General features: G+C 70.1%; 16 protein-coding genes and 1 tRNA gene. 6 read left to right on the top strand and 11 right to left on the bottom strand.

Translation table 11 applies throughout. The features are described from left to right. Positions 1–40: 40 nt before the first annotated feature. Genes G5T42_RS13590 through G5T42_RS13555 form a run of 8 tightly spaced genes read right to left on the bottom strand, consistent with a single transcriptional unit; the run spans position 41 to position 7,735 of the window. Positions 41–793 (bottom strand): 3-hydroxybutyrate dehydrogenase, encoded by a 753-nt coding sequence (locus G5T42_RS13590; RefSeq protein WP_165129294.1) that lies wholly within the window; start codon positions 791–793, stop codon positions 41–43. Beyond that, a complete protein-coding gene (locus G5T42_RS13585; protein WP_165129292.1) occupies positions 790–1,476 on the bottom strand; it encodes a TetR/AcrR family transcriptional regulator in 687 nt (228 codons plus the stop codon). The genes G5T42_RS13590 and G5T42_RS13585 overlap by 4 nt, the downstream gene beginning before the upstream one ends. Beyond that, positions 1,460–3,028 carry an AMP-binding protein gene (locus tag G5T42_RS13580; RefSeq protein WP_165129290.1) on the bottom strand — a complete coding sequence of 523 codons (1,569 nt, stop codon included), beginning with the start codon at positions 3,026–3,028 and terminating at the stop codon, positions 1,460–1,462. The genes G5T42_RS13585 and G5T42_RS13580 overlap by 17 nt, the downstream gene beginning before the upstream one ends. Further along, complete coding sequence (locus G5T42_RS13575) at positions 3,025–4,155, bottom strand: branched-chain amino acid ABC transporter permease (protein ID WP_165129288.1); 1,131 nt, start codon at positions 4,153–4,155, stop codon at positions 3,025–3,027. Before G5T42_RS13575 ends, G5T42_RS13580 begins: the two co-directional genes overlap by 4 nt. After that, positions 4,152–5,027 (bottom strand): branched-chain amino acid ABC transporter permease, encoded by an 876-nt coding sequence (locus tag G5T42_RS13570; RefSeq protein ID WP_165129287.1) that lies wholly within the window; start codon positions 5,025–5,027, stop codon positions 4,152–4,154. Before G5T42_RS13570 ends, G5T42_RS13575 begins: the two co-directional genes overlap by 4 nt. Then, positions 5,024–5,728 (bottom strand): ABC transporter ATP-binding protein, encoded by a 705-nt coding sequence (locus G5T42_RS13565; RefSeq protein WP_165129285.1) that lies wholly within the window; start codon positions 5,726–5,728, stop codon positions 5,024–5,026. The genes G5T42_RS13570 and G5T42_RS13565 overlap by 4 nt, the downstream gene beginning before the upstream one ends. Next, positions 5,728–6,507 carry an ABC transporter ATP-binding protein gene (locus G5T42_RS13560; RefSeq protein WP_165129283.1) on the bottom strand — a complete coding sequence of 260 codons (780 nt, stop codon included), beginning with the start codon at positions 6,505–6,507 and terminating at the stop codon, positions 5,728–5,730. Before G5T42_RS13560 ends, G5T42_RS13565 begins: the two co-directional genes overlap by 1 nt. 22 nt (positions 6,508–6,529) lie before the next feature. Continuing rightward, positions 6,530–7,735 (bottom strand): substrate-binding domain-containing protein, encoded by a 1,206-nt coding sequence (locus G5T42_RS13555; protein WP_165129281.1) that lies wholly within the window; start codon positions 7,733–7,735, stop codon positions 6,530–6,532. Between the two features lie 193 nt (positions 7,736–7,928). Between G5T42_RS13555 and G5T42_RS13550 the strand changes: the two genes are divergently transcribed. Continuing rightward, complete coding sequence (locus G5T42_RS13550; RefSeq protein ID WP_165129279.1) at positions 7,929–8,360, top strand: MarR family transcriptional regulator; 432 nt, start codon at positions 7,929–7,931, stop codon at positions 8,358–8,360. Further along, entirely contained in the window at positions 8,357–9,583 is a 1,227-nt protein-coding gene (locus G5T42_RS13545; protein ID WP_165129277.1) for an MFS transporter, read from the top strand. Before G5T42_RS13550 ends, G5T42_RS13545 begins: the two co-directional genes overlap by 4 nt. 59 nt (positions 9,584–9,642) lie before the next feature. On the opposite strand, the gene G5T42_RS13540 is transcribed toward G5T42_RS13545, so the two are convergent. Then, positions 9,643–9,718, bottom strand: a tRNA-Lys gene (locus G5T42_RS13540). 94 nt (positions 9,719–9,812) lie between these two features. Here G5T42_RS13540 and G5T42_RS13535 point away from each other — a divergent pair. The 4 genes from G5T42_RS13535 to G5T42_RS13520 all read left to right on the top strand — a co-directional run bounded on the left by G5T42_RS13535 (position 9,813) and on the right by G5T42_RS13520 (position 12,919). Further along, complete coding sequence (locus G5T42_RS13535) at positions 9,813–10,661, top strand: inositol monophosphatase family protein (RefSeq protein WP_165129275.1); 849 nt, start codon at positions 9,813–9,815, stop codon at positions 10,659–10,661. Beyond that, complete coding sequence (locus G5T42_RS13530) at positions 10,658–11,239, top strand: hypothetical protein (RefSeq protein ID WP_165129273.1); 582 nt, start codon at positions 10,658–10,660, stop codon at positions 11,237–11,239. The genes G5T42_RS13535 and G5T42_RS13530 overlap by 4 nt, the downstream gene beginning before the upstream one ends. A gap of 163 nt (positions 11,240–11,402) precedes the next feature. Further along, positions 11,403–12,539, top strand: a complete 1,137-nt coding sequence (locus G5T42_RS13525) for a S8 family peptidase (RefSeq protein ID WP_165129271.1) — start codon at positions 11,403–11,405, stop codon at positions 12,537–12,539. 95 nt (positions 12,540–12,634) lie between these two features. After that, complete coding sequence (locus G5T42_RS13520; RefSeq protein WP_206535643.1) at positions 12,635–12,919, top strand: hypothetical protein; 285 nt, start codon at positions 12,635–12,637, stop codon at positions 12,917–12,919. 18 nt (positions 12,920–12,937) lie between these two features. Here the strand turns inward: G5T42_RS13520 and G5T42_RS13515 are convergent, their stop codons facing one another. Both G5T42_RS13515 and G5T42_RS13510 read right to left on the bottom strand, forming a co-directional pair. After that, positions 12,938–14,434 carry an NAD(P)/FAD-dependent oxidoreductase gene (locus G5T42_RS13515; protein ID WP_165129269.1) on the bottom strand — a complete coding sequence of 499 codons (1,497 nt, stop codon included), beginning with the start codon at positions 14,432–14,434 and terminating at the stop codon, positions 12,938–12,940. Beyond that, positions 14,431–14,937, bottom strand: a complete 507-nt coding sequence (locus tag G5T42_RS13510) for an SRPBCC family protein (RefSeq protein ID WP_165129267.1) — start codon at positions 14,935–14,937, stop codon at positions 14,431–14,433. Before G5T42_RS13510 ends, G5T42_RS13515 begins: the two co-directional genes overlap by 4 nt. Positions 14,938–14,954: the final 17 nt, after the last annotated feature.

Here is a 14,954-nt window from a genome sequence, read left to right as displayed (position 1 = left end):
CCCGCGACGGGCACGTCGAGAGTCCGGTACGTGTGTCCGCTCATCGCGCCGTCCATCCGCCGTCGATCGTGTACGAGGCGCCCGTGACCATGCCCGACTTGTCGGAGACGAGCCAGCCGGCGAGCGATGCGACCTCGTCGGCCTCGACGAGCCGCTTCACCGCGGTCTCGGTCAGCATGATCTTCTCGACGACCTCGCTCTCGGGGATGCCGTGCAGCTCCGCCTGATCGGCGATCTGCTTCTCGACGAGCGGCGTGCGCACGTAGGCCGGATTGATGCAGTTGCTCGTGACGCCGTGCGGTGCGCCTTCGAGCGCCGTCACCTTCGACAGCCCCTCGAGCCCGTGCTTGGCCGCGACATACGCCGATTTGAAGGCGCTCGCGCGGAGGCCATGAGCGCTCGAGATGTTGATCACGCGACCCCAGCCACGCTCGTACATCGTCGGCAGAGCCGCGCGGATGAGCAGGAAGGGCGACTCCAGCATGAGGCGCAGGATGAAGCGGAAGATGTCGGGGTCGTACTCGTGGATCGGTGCGACCTTCTGGATCCCGGCGTTGTTCACGAGGATGTCGGCGTCCAGGCTCAGGCTCTCGAGCCCCGCGGTATCGGCGAGGTCGACGACCCAGGCCTCGCCGCCGACTTCGGATGCCGCGGCCTGGGCGGCATCTCCGTTGAGGTCGGCGATCACGACGTGCGCGCCGCGGCGGGCGAACTCGTGCGCGCACGCGAGGCCGATGCCGCTCGCGCCGCCGGTCACGACGGCGCGCTTGCCGGCCAGATCCTGTTCCGTCACGACGGATCCCCTTCCTTCTCGCGGCGGGGCGCGAGTGCGTTGTCGATGAACCGCGCCATCGCGTCGAACACGGCTGGGTCGAGCTGCGCCGGCGGCCGGCCCTCGGCATCCCGTTCCCACAGGAGGAACCGCATGCCGATGAGCTCGCCCATCCCCATGAGCGCCCATGCCGCGACCTCCGGGTCGAGGCGGGGGTCGACGTCGCCGGACTGCTGCGCCGCCCGCAGGCCCGCCTCGTACCCCTCGACGATGCGGGTGTAGTGCAGGCGCAGGGTCTCGGGCGAGACGAACTCCGCCTCGCGCACGACGCGGTAGAGCGCGGGGTGCTCCGCGGTGAAGCCGAAGAACCCGGCGAAGCCGGCCCGCTCCGCCTCCAGACGCGTCGACGCACCGGCCATCGCCTCGGACATCGAGTGCCGCACCCGGCGGTTGAGATCGATCACGAGCGCCTCGAAGATCGTCTGCTTGCTGTCGAAGTAGAGGTAGAACGTGCCGAGGCCGATCCCCGCCCGCTCGGTGATCTTGACGATGGATGCCTCGTGATACCCCTGCTCGGCGAACACCGCCTCGGCGGCCTCGAGCAGTCGTCGGCGGGTCGCCTCGCCGCGCTTGGTGAGCGGGCGGCCCGTCGCCGGCGACACCAGTTCCGCCTGCTCGTCGAGCAGGTCACCGGGAACGCTCATGGTCCCCTCCTTCCCCCAGGTGGTGGAGCGCGCGTTCGCGCAGACGCGAGCGCGCGAGCTTCTCGATCGTGGATCGCGGCAGCGAGCGGACGAACTCCACGCGCGCCGGAATCTTGAAGGCCGCGAGATTGCGGCGGGCGTGCGCGAGCACCTCGTCCTCCGACAGCACTGCGCCCTCGGCGCGAACGACGAACGCGAAACCGCGCTCCCCCCACACCGGGTCGGGCACGCCGACGACCGCCGCCGCCTCGATGAGCGGGTGGAGTGTCAGCGCATGCTCGACCTCGGCCGGGGCGACGTTCTCCCCTCCCGAGATGAAGATGTCCTTCAGGCGGTCGACGATGCGGAACATGCCGTCGGCACCGCGGTGCACGAGGTCGCCGGTGCGCAGCCACTCCCCCGACATCGCCCGGGAGGAGGCATCCGGATCGTCCAGGTACCCCGCGAAGACGCTCGGGCCGCGCACCCACAGCTCGCCCGTCGCCTCGCCGTCGAGGGGAAGTCCCGTCTCGGGGTCGACGACGCTCACGGAGACGTGCGGATACGGGCGGCCGACGGATCCGGGATGTTCGGACGCCTCGCTCGCAGGAAGATGCAGGACGTTCGGCGCGGCCTCGGTGAGACCGTAGCCCTGGGTCAGCGGCACCCCCATCGCGGCCCACTGCTCCTGCAGCGCCACCGGCATCGTGGCGCCACCGACGAGGGCGAGGCGCAGGCTCGTGACGTCGGAGTGCGCCCACTCCCTCTCGCAGGCGAGCAGCGCGTACTGCGTCGGCACTCCCATCATCGCGGTGACACACCGCTCACGGATGAGCTGGAGCGCGCGGGAAGGCTGGAACGACCGTTCGAGCACGACCGTCGCACCCACCCACCACGCCAGCAGAGGCTGGCAGTTCCACGCCGCGATGTGGAACTGCGGCAGCATCGCGAGCACGACGTCGTCGTCGGTGAGTGGCAGCGCCCGTGCGAGCGCGAGGTTCGTCCAGAAGCAGTTCGCGTGGGTGAGGACGACTCCCTTCGGAGCCGCCTCGCTCCCCGACGTGAAGATGACCAGCAAGGGATCGTCGTCACGGACGTGGCGCACTCCGACGGGCTCTCGCGCGAGAGGCACCGACGCCTCGACCCCCGTCGTGCCGAGCGTGGCGACGGGCGGGGCGACGGCGATGGCGCGCAGCGCTTCGCTCGCGAGCGTGGCGTACTCGTCTTCGACGAGGAGGAGTGCCGGCTCGGAGCGCTCCAGCACGTCGGCGAGCTCCCGCGGCGTGAGCCGCCACGACAGCGGCACGAGCGCGACGCCCGCGAGGGCGCAGGCGAAGAACGCCACGACGTGGTCGGTCGAGTTGCCGGTCAGCGTCGCAAGGCGCCTGCCGGGTCCGTACCCCGCAGCGCGCAGCCCCGCGGCGAGGTCGACCGCGCGGGCCGAGAGCGTCGCGTAGTCGGTCGTGACGCCGCGGTCGTCGATGGCGATCCGGGTCGGCGATTGCGCCGCGCGATCGGTCAGCCACCGCCCGATCGTGTGCGGCTCGTCCTCGAGCAGGTGCTCCCACGTCATACGCGCACCTGGAGCTCGCTGTCGGCCGGGGCATCCGATTCCGCATCGTCCATCCCCCGGAGGGCGACCCTCGCGCGCTCTCCGCGGCGGCGGCGGAACCAGGCGTCGATCGTGCCCGCGATGCCCCCGGGAAGGAACATCACGACGAGGATGAAGAGCACGCCGAGGAGGAACAGCGGCTCGGACAGCGGGATGCGCAGGAAGTCCGGGAGGCCGGCGATGGCCTCGGAACCGGCGAGGACGGTCAGCCGCTGGTCGAGCAGCGTGTACAGCACACCGCCCACAATGGCACCCCACCGGAATCCCACGCCACCGAGCACGACCATGACGAGGATCGTGATGGTGAGGTCCGCCGAGACGGCCCTGGGCACGGTGCCCGACTGCAGCAGCATGTACGCGACGCCGGCGAGGCTCGCGAGCACCGCGGCGATGACGAAGACGACGAGCTTCGCCCGGTACGGCTGCAGTCCGAGCACCCGCACGCGCTGCTCGTTCTCGCGGGTCGCCCGAACGAGGTGCCCGAGGCGGGACGTGTCGACCCACAGCGTGACGAGGTACACGATGACGAGCACGGCGAGGGCGAACCAGTAGAGGTTCCGCGTGTTCACGACGCCGACGAGGAAGTCGGGCACCTGGTCGGTGTCGAGGCTCAGGCCCTCCTCCCCGCCCGTGACGGCGGAGTTGCGGCGCACGAGCACCGAGCCCGCCTGCGCGAAGGCGAGGGTGACCATCGCGAACGGGATGCCCGAGACCCGCATCGAGACGGCGCCCGTCAGGACGGCGATGACCATGCCGCCGATGAGGGCGACGAAGATGCCGGGCCACAGCGGCACGCCGAACCGCTCGAGGGCGATGCCGAGGCCGTAGGCGCCGGCACCGAAGTACAGGGCGTGGCCGAAGGACAGCATCCCGGCGCTTCCGAGCAGGAGGCTGTATGAGAGCGCCAGCGCGGCGAACACCATGCACAGCGACAGCAGCGCGAGCGTGCCCGGCATGTAGGTCGGCGTCGGGAGGATGCCGGGCAATGAGAGGTTCAGGAGCGGCAGGATCGCCATGAAGACGACCAGCACGGCGCCCACGAGCGCGGGGATGAACCTTGCCCATCCCGAAGGGTGTCGACCGGTCATGCCTTCCTCCCGAGGAGCCCCGAGGGCCGGACGAGCAGCACGACGGCGAGCAGGATGACGACGATGAAGTCGCCCGTGCCACCGAGGTAGAAGTTGGCGAACTGCTGCAGGACGGCGACGAGGACGGATGCGACGGCAGCCCCCGTGAGAGAGCCGAGCCCCCCGACGACCGTGACGATGAACGCGAAGATCAGGAGCGTCGACCCGAGATGGGCAGACACGAACGTCGAGTAGTGCATCGCGAGGACTCCGCCGATGCCGGCCGCGGCTCCGCCGATCGCGAAGACGACCGTGAACGACTTGCGCACATCGATCCCGAGCGCCATCACCATCGAGCGGTTCTCGACGCCGGCGCGGATGATCATGCCGTAGCGGGTCTTCTGGAGGAACAGCACGAGGGCGAGCAGCACGAGGGCCGCGGCGATCATGAGCACCCAGTATGTGTTCGGGATGCGCGCCCCGAGGACGTCCGTCGTCTGCTTCAGCCAGCCGGGCCCGGACACCTGGATCGGGTCGGTCCCCCAGATGCCTTCGAAGAGTGCCACGGCGGCGAAGGAGAGGCCCACCGTCACGAGCACCTGCTCGATGTGCCGCTCGTACAGCGGGCGGATGAGCACGAGCTCGGTCAGTGTCGCGAAGACCGCCCCGACCACCGCGCCGGCGGCGATGGAGGCGAGGAACGCCCACCAGGAGTCGGTGCCGAGAGCTTGCGCCACGATCCAGCCCAGGAACGCACTGAGCGTCAGGAACGCGCCGTGCGCGAAGTTGAGCACGTGCATCAGCCCGTAGATGAGACTCAGGCCGCTCGCGACCAGGAAGTACAGGGCGCCGAGGCCGACGCCCGTGATGAGGGTCAGAACCAGCGTGCTCACGAGTGCACCTCCGCGTGGACGCCGAGGAGCCGGCGGGTCAGCTCGTCGTCGTCGAGGATCGCCGTCGCGCGGCCGGTGTGCACGACGCGGCCTCCGCCGATGACGATGGCGTCGCCCGCGAGCCGGCGCACGACCTCGAGGTTCTGCTCGACGAGCAGGATCGGGACGGTCTTCGAAGCCTCTTCGAGCGCGTCGGCGACCTCGGTCACGATCTTCGGCGCGAGGCCCTTCGTCGGCTCGTCGACGAGGAGGATCCTGTTGTCGTTGAGGAGCGCCCGGGCCACCGACACCATCTGCTGCTGGCCGCCCGAGAGCGTTCCGGCCTGCTGGTCACGCCGTGCGACGAGGTCGGGGAACAGCGCATCGACCAGCTCACGGCGCGGGTTGCGTCCGCGCTCGGCGAGGGCGAGGTTCTCGGCGACGGTGAGCTTCGAGAAGACCTCGCGGTCCTCGGGCACGTAGCCGACGCCGCGGCGGACGATCCTGTGGGTCGGAAGCCCGTCGATCCGGTCGCCGGCGAGTCGCACCTCGCCGCGGCGATGGATGAGACCGAGGATGCCGCGGAGAGTCGACGTCTTGCCCGCGCCGTTGCGGCCGAGGATCGCCGTGATCCCCGTCGACGCGACGGAGAACGAGACGTCCTCGACGACCTGCTGTCCGGCGATCGAGCAGCGGAGGTTCGACACTTCCAGGATGCCCATCAGGCGGCGGTCCCCAGATACGCGCTCTGCACGGTCGGGTTCGCCATGACATTCTGCGGAGTGTCGAAGGCGATGATCGTGCCGAAGTACATCACGGCGACCTTGTCGACGAGGCCCATGAGCACGTCGATGTGATGCTCGACCATGAGCACGGTGCAGCCCTTCTCGCGCTGCATCTCGCGGATGCTCTCGACAAGACCAGAGACATCTCCGGACGCGACCCCGGCCATCGGCTCGTCGAGCAGCACGAGGCTCGCCTCGGTGGCCAGGAGCACGGCGATCTCGAGCTTGCGCTTGTCGCCGTGCGAGATGTCGCCCGCCAAGGCGTCGGCCTTGTGGCCGAGCCCGACGGCCTCGAGCTTCTCGCGGGCCAGGCGGGTTGCGGCATCCGTCCTCTGCGGGAAGCGGAAGAGCGAATAGTCGCCGCCGATGGAGACCTGGGCCGCGAGGCGAACGTTCTCGAGCACGGTGAGCTTCGGGAACAGGCTCGACGTCTGGAAGGTGCGCCCCAGTCCCGCCCGCGCTCGCGCCGGCACCGACGCCGACGTGACGTCACGGTCGTCCAGCAGGATGCGACCCGAGGTCGGCTTCACGAGGCCCGAGATCACGTTGAAGAGCGTGGTCTTGCCGGCGCCGTTCGGCCCGATGACGCCGACGAGCGAACCCGCGGCGACATCGAGGTCGACGTCCTGGAGGATGGTCGCTCCGCCGATCTGCAGGCCGAGTCCTTCGACCCGGAGTGCAGATCCGCGCGGCGCGGACGGGTGGGGTGCGTTCATGATGCGGTGATCCTGCGCCCGGTCACTCGGCTTCGGCGGGAGCGACGTCGTCGGCCGAGACAGTGTCGACGAGCTCCGGCGTGAAGCTGCCGCCGTCGGCGACGAGCTTGACCTGGTACATCTCCTGGAGGAGGGCGTGATCGCTCTCGCGCACCGTCATCTTGCCCTTCGGACCGTCGAACTCGAAGCCCTCGAGGGCGGCGACCATGGCGTCGACGTCACCCTTGCCCTCCTTGATCGCGTGCACGATCATGATCGCCGCGTTGAAGCCGTCGGGGCTGAACAGATCGGCGGTGCCGCCCTCGTCCTCGATGGCCTTGACCATCGCGTCGTTGACGTCGTTGTCGGGTCCCCCCGGGAAGTAGTGGTTCAGGAAGCTGATCTTCTCGGACGCCTCGCCGTAGGCGCCGAAGGTCGCCGAGTCGCCGAGACCCGTCACGACGGGGATCGCATCGAGCACACCCTGCTGGCTCATCGCCTGCCACATGGCTCCCGACGTGGCACCGGCCCACGCGACGAAGACCAGATCCGGGTTCCCCGCCAGCACCTGCTGCGCGAAGGGCGTGAACTCCGTCGCGTCCTCGGGGACGAGGACCGAGTTCACGGTCGCGCCCTTGGCGCCGAGGATCGCCTTGACGGCCGCCTCGTTGCCCGTGCCGAAGGCGTTGTTCTGGGCGAACACCGTGATGGTCTTGCCGTCGAGCTCGTCGAGGAACGTTCCGGCGGTCGCGACATCCTGCGCGCTCTGGCGTCCCGAGCGGAACGTGTAGTCGTTGATGCCGGTGATCGCGTCCGCCGCAGCGGGTCCCGAGATGTAGAGGACCTTGTTCTGCTCGGCCTGCTCGGCGACGGCGAGGGCGACGCCGGACGATGCCGTCCCCCCGATGATCTGGACGCCCGATCCGATGAGCTCCTTGACGGCGGTGACGGCCTTGTCGGGGTCGCCCGCGTCGTCGCGGTACTCGACGGCGATCTTCGTGCCGTCGACTTCGTTCGATCCGTCCGTCGCGTAGTCGAGGCCGGCCTTGAACGCGTCGAGGTACTGCTTGCCGTAGCCGGCGAGCGGTCCGGACTCGCTCGTGACGATGCCGACGGTGACCTCGGCCGGTCCGGCCTCGCCGCTCGCCGAGGGATCGCCACCCGCACCGGTCGTCGGCGCGCAGGCCGCGAGGACGAGGGCGGCCGTGGCGGCCACGGAGCCCAGGAGCAACTTCTTTGTAACCCGCATGTGCGTGCCTTTCACCATTGGAAGGAGAGGGTCTGGTGCTTATGCACCTGAAAACTGATTCAGGTATTTGCAATCTAGGAAATCCGCGTCGGTGTTGCAAGTCGGGCGGTGCCCTGGTCTACGGGTCGTTATGGAGTTGGGATGCGCGCGTACTCGTATACCGGCGGTATATACCGTAGGTATACTTATGGATGTGACCCATGACCACGACATCGAGACCCTGATCGTCGCGGCGCACGCACTCACGCGCGTGGCCGCCCTCGAGACCCGCAGCGAGACACCCTCCGCCCAGTGGCGGACCCTGACGATCCTCCGCGACCGCGGCCCGCTCCGCGTCGGCGAGCTGGCTCGGCTCAGCCGCGTGACTCAGCCCGGCATGACGCGCCTCGCCGGGCAGATGGCCGAGCTCGGCCTCATCGATCGGTCGACGGATGCCTCGGACTCCCGCGTGACGGTCGTGAGCGTCACTCCCCTCGGTCTCGAGGCCCTCGACACGTGGCTCCTGCAGCTGACCGCCGCTCTCGCACCGCACTTCGACGACCTCACCGAGGCGGAGTGGGACGCGCTCCGCACGACCGCCGCCATCCTCGCGCGCAAGACAGCTGCCGTCGAGGTGGCTCGATGAGCGCCGGCGCGGGAGTCACCGTCTGGCGGCAGCCCAAGCCGGTGTGGGCGGTCGCGTTCGCCTGTGTCGTCGCGTTCATGGGCATCGGACTGGTCGACCCGATCCTTCCCGCGATCGCCGAGTCGCTTCAGGCGAGCCCCGTGCAGACGGAGCTCCTCTTCACGAGCTACCTCCTCGTCACGGGCCTCGCGATGCTCGTCACGAGCTGGATCTCGAGTCGGATCGGTGCGAAGGCCACGCTTCTCACGGGACTCGCGCTCATCGTCGTGTTCTCGCTCCTGTGCGCTCTGAGCGGCAGCGTCGACGCGATCATCGGGTTCCGCGCGGGCTGGGGCCTCGGCAACGCCCTCTTCATCTCGACGGCGCTCGCGACCATCGTCGGCGCGGCCTCCGGCGGGAGCGGTGCGGCGATCGTGCTCTACGAGGCGGCGCTGGGGCTCGGCATCGCGATCGGGCCGCTGCTCGGCGGAATCCTCGGCGAGGTGAGCTGGCGTGGGCCCTTCTTCGGCGTCGTCGTTCTCATGGCCATCGCCTTCGTCGCGGTGCTCATCCTGCTCCGGGGCGGCGATGAGAAGCGCACGCCCGTCAAGCTGTCGGCTCCCTTCACGGCGCTTCGCCGGCCGGCGCTCGCGATCCTCGCGATCACCGCCCTCTTCTACAACATCGGCTTCTTCGTCCTCCTCGCCTTCTCGCCCTTCCCGCTCGGCTTCGGCGCGCTCGGCATCGGACTGACGTTCTTCGGCTGGGGTGTCGCCCTGGCGATCACGAGCGTCTGGGTCGCGCCGCTCCTCCTGCGCCGGTTCCGGCGCACGAGCGTCATGCTCGTGGTGCTGCCGCTCCTCGCCGTCGATCTGCTCGCGGCAGCCGTCTTCGTCGGCACAGCGGGCGCTCTCGTCGCGGCCATCATCGTCGGCGGACTCCTCCTCGGAATCATGAACACCGTCCTCACCGAGTCCGTCATGGAGGCGACGGACCTCCCCCGCTCCGTCGCCTCGTCGGCCTATTCGGCGGTCCGGTTCCTCGGCGGGGCCGCGGCTCCCCCGATCGCGGCGCTCCTGTGGCACGCCTTCGGCGCACCCGTGCCGTACGTATTCGCCGCGGCATCCGTCCTCGTCGCGACCGCGACCCTCGCGATCGGCCGGCGCGCGCTGCGGCACATCGACGCGATCGAAGCGGATGCTGCAGACGAGGCCGCCGCGGTGCTCGTCGGAGACGCCGCCTGAGGCTCCGGCACCGCCGCGAAACGCAGAAGAGCCCCGCGGAATGCGGGGCTCTTCTGCTTTGGTGCGCCCTCTCGGGCTCGAACCGAGGACCCACTGATTAAGAGTCAGTTGCTCTACCGACTGAGCTAAAGGCGCATGGTTCACACGGGGCGAACCGGAGGTCAACACTACCATCACGATCCGGTGACACGGAAATCGAGGCATCCCCCGGCCACGTATCCTTGACGACGTGACCTCCCCCGCTTCCACGACGCGATTCGACGCGCCCTTCGACGGGGATCTCAGCGCCGATCTCGCCTTCGCGCTGAGGCTCGCGGATGCCGCGGATCGCACCGCGATGGCGCGGTTCGATGCGCCCGACCTCGACGTCCGGCTGAAGGCAGATGCCTCGCACGTGACCGAGGCCGACCTCGCCACCGAGCGTGCGATGCGCACGATGATCGAGGCGGAGCGCCCCGGCGACGGCATCTTCGGCGAAGAGTACGGCTCGTCCGGCGACACAGCCCGGCAGTGGATCCTCGATCCCATCGACGGCACCGCGAACTACCTCAAGGGCATCCCGATGTGGTCGACGCTCATCGCCCTGAGCATCGACGGCGTGCCGCGGGTCGGTGTCGTGAGCCAGCCGTCCATCGGCCGACGCTGGTGGGGCGCGACGCGCCTCGGCGCCTGGACGAACACCCCGGACGGCAGCGCCCGCAGACTCGCGGTCTCGGCGGTCGACTCGATCGCCGACTCGAGTGTGAGCTTTCAGAGCATCGGCCAGTGGCGCGATGTCGGCGAGCTCGAGGCGCTCGAGCGCCTGACGTCATCCGTCTGGCGCGACCGCGGGTACGGCGACGCCTGGCCCTACATGCTGCTCGCCGAGGGCCGTCTGGAGTTCGTCGGCGAGTTCGGCGTCAAGGAGTACGACCTCGCCTCCCACGTCGCGATCATCACGGAGGCCGGCGGACGCGTGACGTCCTACGCCGGCGACGACTCGATCAGCGATCGCTCCGTCGTCGCGACGAACGGCATCCTCCACGAGGCCTTCCTCGACCTCCTCCATCCCCCCGCCCCCACGGAGAACCCCGAATGACCCGACCCCTCACGCGGATCGTCGCGACCATCGCCGTCGCCGCGACCGCGGCTCTCGTGACCGCCTGCGCACCCGCGACCGCCGAGTCCGAGCCCGAGCCGACGAAGACCGTCGCGATCGAGCCGTCGACGCCTGCGCCCCAGCCGGAAGCGTCCGCATCGTCGGATCCCGACGTCGAAGAGCCGACCTGCGACACGATCATCTCGCCGACGACGGTGAAGGACTTCGAGTCGCTGGGCTGGACGTCGCTCGCGGACAAGTTCCTCGTCGGAAGCATCGAGATCCCGGACGGCGTCCAGTGCATCTGGGGCGACTTCTCGACCGCCACCGATCACGTGCAGCTCTTCGGCTGGGCGCCGATCTCGGCGGACCAGGCCGAGTCGGCACAAACCGAGCTGGTGGCCCAGGGATGGCGCCGGGAGGATTCGCCCGAGGGCGTCTACGTCACCGAGAGCGCCGAGACGGCGAGCTCGGTCGACGAAGAGGGCTACGGTCTGACCTACCTCTTCGGCGACGGCTGGGTGAAGTACGCCGACACCAAGCAGGGCATCCTGCTCGTGGAGTGGCCCCAGACCTGACCCGCGTTACGACCGGGTAAAACCGCCCCGTCACCTCTCGCGTGTGCTCGAAGACCCGCCTATCGTCGGGCGTGCAGGGCACGTGTGCGCCCGACCGCGCTTCCGCAAGGCGGAGGGCGACCGCGGCCATCGGAAGTTCCACCGATGAAAGCAGGGGCACATCATGAACACCCGTACGCGCACCCGCCGGAGGGTCGTCCTCGCGGTCGCCGTCGCCGCGACGGCAGTCGCAGCCGGCATCGCGGCGACGGCACCGGCCGCCGCCGCGCCTGCCGGCGCAGCCGGCTACATCGTCATGCTGAAGTCGGGCACGACGGTCGATGCCGCGATCGGCAGGCTGGCCGACGTGCTGCCCGATGCCGCGGTCACCTACGCCTACACGGCGCTCGGCGGGTTCGCGGCGAACCTCACGCCCGCCCAGCTCGCCGTCGTGGAGCGCAGCGCGTTCGTCGAGGTGGTCGAGAAGGACTCGGTCGTCACCACCCAGGAGACGTGGGGACTCGACCGGATCGATCAGCCCAGCCTGCCGCTCGACGGCAGCTACACGCCGGGCCGAACCGGCGCAGGCGTTCGTGCGTACATCATCGACACAGGCATCCAGAAGGCCCACCCCGCCTTCGCGGGACGCGTCTCGAGCGGCTACTCGGCGATCGCCGACGGTCGCGGCACAGAGGACTGCAACGGGCACGGCACCCACGTCGCGGGGACGGTCGGCAGCACGACATACGGGGTTGCGAAGTCCGTCTCACTGATCGCCGTGCGGGTGCTCGGCTGCGACGGGTCGGGGTCGAACTCGGGTGTCATCGCGGGAATGGACTGGGTCGCCAAGAACGCCGTGCGACCCGCCGTCGCGAACATGAGCCTCGGCGGTGTCTACAGCTCGGCGACGAATGCGGCGGTCAAGCGCATGACGGACAGAGGCATCACGGTCGCGGTCGCGGCCGGCAACGACAGCCTGTCGGCGTGCTACTTCTCACCGGCGTCGGCGGGCAGCGCCCTCACGGTGGCAGCCACCACACGCACCGACAAGCGGGCATCGTTCTCGAACTACGGCGGCTGCGTCGACCTCTTCGCCCCGGGTCAGGACATCACCTCGACGTGGCTGGGCGGCGGGACGAACACGATCTCGGGCACCTCGATGGCCTCGCCTCATGTCGCGGGCATCGCGGCCCTCGTGCTCCAGGCGAGTCCCACCGCCAGTCCTTCCGCGGTTGCGAGCATCATCAAGGGCGACGCCGTCCGCGGCAAGGTGACGAGCGCCGGCGGCGCCTCTCCCAACCTCCTGGCGCAGGTCCCGTAGCCGGCGACCCCCCACCGTGTGCGGGCATGCGGACGTCTCGCGCGCCACACGTCAAGGGGTTCGGCCCGACGCCCGCCGATGCGTAGCGTCGGGTCATGACCGACGACGAGAAGAACCGCATCCGTGCCGACCGCGACGAGCCGGCATCGCCGCCCGCGGGCTCGGGTCTGTCCGAAGGCGATGCCGTTCGCAAGGACATGAGCTACAGCCCCGCCAGCGAGACCGAGACCGAGGCCAAGCAGGCTGACCCCCTGCCCGACACGATCGACGACGACATCGACGCCGACCATATCCTCGTCACGCCCGGCACGGGCGGGCCGGATGACGCCGGCGACGTCGAGGTGGATCCCGGCGAGCTCAACCTGCCCGGCCGTTCCTGACGCGCACCGTCAGCCGGGTCAGGCCGGCGCCCTCTGCCACGGCTCCGGCGACAGATCCGGGAGCGCGCGGGTGCCGAACTCGTGGCGCAGGGCGCTCTGCGCGGCGTACCAGCCTCCGAGGCCGTGCACGCCGGGGCCGGGAGCGACGGAGGCCGAGGCGAGATAGACGCCCGGGATCGGCGTCCGCCACGGGTCGGCGCTGATCACCGGCCGCCGCACCAGCTGCCACAGCGAGGGTGCTCCCGCCGCGATATCGCCTCCCGGGTAGTTCGGGTTGTGGCGCTCGACGTCGACGGCCGTCCGCGAGTGGGTGGCGAGGATCGTGTCGCGGAAGCCCGGCGCGAACCGCTCGATCTGCCGCACCACCGCGTCCTGCCGATCGGCGGTGCTCCCCGGCGGAACGTGGGTGTACGTCCAGAGGGTGTGCTGCCCGTCCGGCGCCCGCGATGCGTCGAACAGCGTCGGCTGCGACACGAGGACGTACGGCCGCTCGGGCAGGCGGCCGGCGTTCACCTCGTTCTCGGAATACGCGACCTCGTCGCGCGTGCCGCCGACGTGGACCGTTCCCGCGTGGCGGATCTCGGGGTTCGCCCACGGCACCGGCTCGCGCAGCGCGAAGTCGATCTTGGCGACCGCGCCGCCGTAGCGGAACGACTCGAGCGCCCGACGGTAGCGCGAGGGAATGCGCCCCTTGGCCATCCTGAGCAGGCCGCGTGGCGTCACGTCGAGGAGCGTCGCACGAGCGCGCGGAAGCTCGTCGAGGTCGGCGATCTCCTGGCCGAGCACGAGCTCGCCGCCGTGCGCCTCCAGATCGGCGACCATCGCATCGATGATCGTCTGGCTTCCGCCCACGGGAATCGGCCACCCGCGAGCGTGGGCGTACGTGCCGAGCGCGAGACCCGCGGCAGCGGCTGCGAGGCTCGGCTGCGGAAGGATCGTGTGCGCCGCGACTCCCGTGAGGAGGGCCGGCGCGGCATCCTCCCGGAACCTCGCGTCCCAGGCGACGCTTCCCTGCTCGAGAGCGCGCAGGCCGAACCCGAGCGGAGTGCGGATGCTGCGCGGCACGCGCACGAGCGACGAGCCCGTGAACTCCGCGACCTCGCCGACCCGTTCGACGAGAGGACGCATGAGCTGCTCGTACGCGCGGCCGTCGGCACCCAGTCCGTCGCGGGTCCGCGCGAGGTCGCGGTAGGCCAGCGCCGCGCGCCCGTCATCGAGGGGCTGAGCGAAGGACAGCTCCGGCGTCACGAAGGGGATGCGCTGGGCGAGCCCGAACTCCCGGAAGAAGCGCGACTCGAAGGCGAGGGGATGGACGGCCGAGCAGACGTCGTGGAGGAATCCCGGCAGAGTCAGCTCGCGTGTCGCGGCTCCGCCGCCGGCCTGATCGGCGCGCTCGTAGACCCGGACCGCAAGCCCCGCCCGGGCCAGGGTCACCGCCGCGGCGAGGCCGTTCGGGCCTGCGCCCACGACGACGGCATCGAGGTCTGCCGCGCGGGACCGCGCATCGTCGCTCACGTGTCGGCCGCTCCGTCGTCTCCGACCCCGACGCCCTCGCGTTCGGCGGTCGCGCCGGGTGAATGCCGTGCGGCTATGCCCTCCGCGAGGTACGCGAGCCGATGAAGGGTCTCCGCATTCCGCCACCGGAGCAGGATGTCCATGAGCGGCGCCGGCACGAACCTGCCCGGGCCGGAGACCGCCTCCTCCTGGATGCGCACGACACACGCCTCTCCACGATCCTTGACGTCGATCGTCACACGGGCCTCGCCGATCGGCCACCCCCGCGCGCGCATCACCATATGGCGTGGCGGGCGCCACTCCTCGACGATCGTCGCATCGTCGATCAGGACCGGCCACACTCCGAACGAGTGGTGGAGCGCCGACCCGGCCTGCGGCCAGTCGTCGCCTACCTCTCGCATTCGGGACGCGCCGACGACCCACGACGGGTAGAGCCATCCGTCGCCGAGTACGCGGAAGACGTCTTCCGGAGTGCACTGCAGCTCTCTCACGTTCCGTGACATCGTCGCCCCTCGCTCGT

This window comes from Microbacterium sp. 4R-513 (assembly GCF_011046485.1).
Classification (GTDB): domain Bacteria; phylum Actinomycetota; class Actinomycetes; order Actinomycetales; family Microbacteriaceae; genus Microbacterium.
Note: the sequence above shows the minus strand (reverse complement) of the source record. Positions and strands in the feature narration are given on the sequence as shown.

What these genes read in the sequence shown, in the direction of transcription:
- G5T42_RS13585 (WP_165129292.1), bottom strand. Translation starts at nt 1,476, where the DNA reads ATGAGCGTTCCCGGTGACCTGCTCGACGAGCAGGCGGAACTGGTGTCG.
- G5T42_RS13555 (WP_165129281.1), bottom strand. Translation starts at nt 7,735, where the DNA reads ATGCGGGTTACAAAGAAGTTGCTCCTGGGCTCCGTGGCCGCCACGGCC.
- G5T42_RS13560 (WP_165129283.1), bottom strand. Translation starts at nt 6,507, where the DNA reads ATGAACGCACCCCACCCGTCCGCGCCGCGCGGATCTGCACTCCGGGTC.
- G5T42_RS13565 (WP_165129285.1), bottom strand. Translation starts at nt 5,728, where the DNA reads ATGGGCATCCTGGAAGTGTCGAACCTCCGCTGCTCGATCGCCGGACAG.
- G5T42_RS13575 (WP_165129288.1), bottom strand. Translation starts at nt 4,155, where the DNA reads ATGACCGGTCGACACCCTTCGGGATGGGCAAGGTTCATCCCCGCGCTC.
- G5T42_RS13580 (WP_165129290.1), bottom strand. Translation starts at nt 3,028, where the DNA reads ATGACGTGGGAGCACCTGCTCGAGGACGAGCCGCACACGATCGGGCGG.
- G5T42_RS13510 (WP_165129267.1), bottom strand. Translation starts at nt 14,937, where the DNA reads ATGTCACGGAACGTGAGAGAGCTGCAGTGCACTCCGGAAGACGTCTTC.
- G5T42_RS13520 (WP_206535643.1), top strand. Translation starts at nt 12,635, where the DNA reads ATGACCGACGACGAGAAGAACCGCATCCGTGCCGACCGCGACGAGCCG.
- G5T42_RS13525 (WP_165129271.1), top strand. Translation starts at nt 11,403, where the DNA reads ATGAACACCCGTACGCGCACCCGCCGGAGGGTCGTCCTCGCGGTCGCC.
- G5T42_RS13530 (WP_165129273.1), top strand. Translation starts at nt 10,658, where the DNA reads ATGACCCGACCCCTCACGCGGATCGTCGCGACCATCGCCGTCGCCGCG.
- G5T42_RS13545 (WP_165129277.1), top strand. Translation starts at nt 8,357, where the DNA reads ATGAGCGCCGGCGCGGGAGTCACCGTCTGGCGGCAGCCCAAGCCGGTG.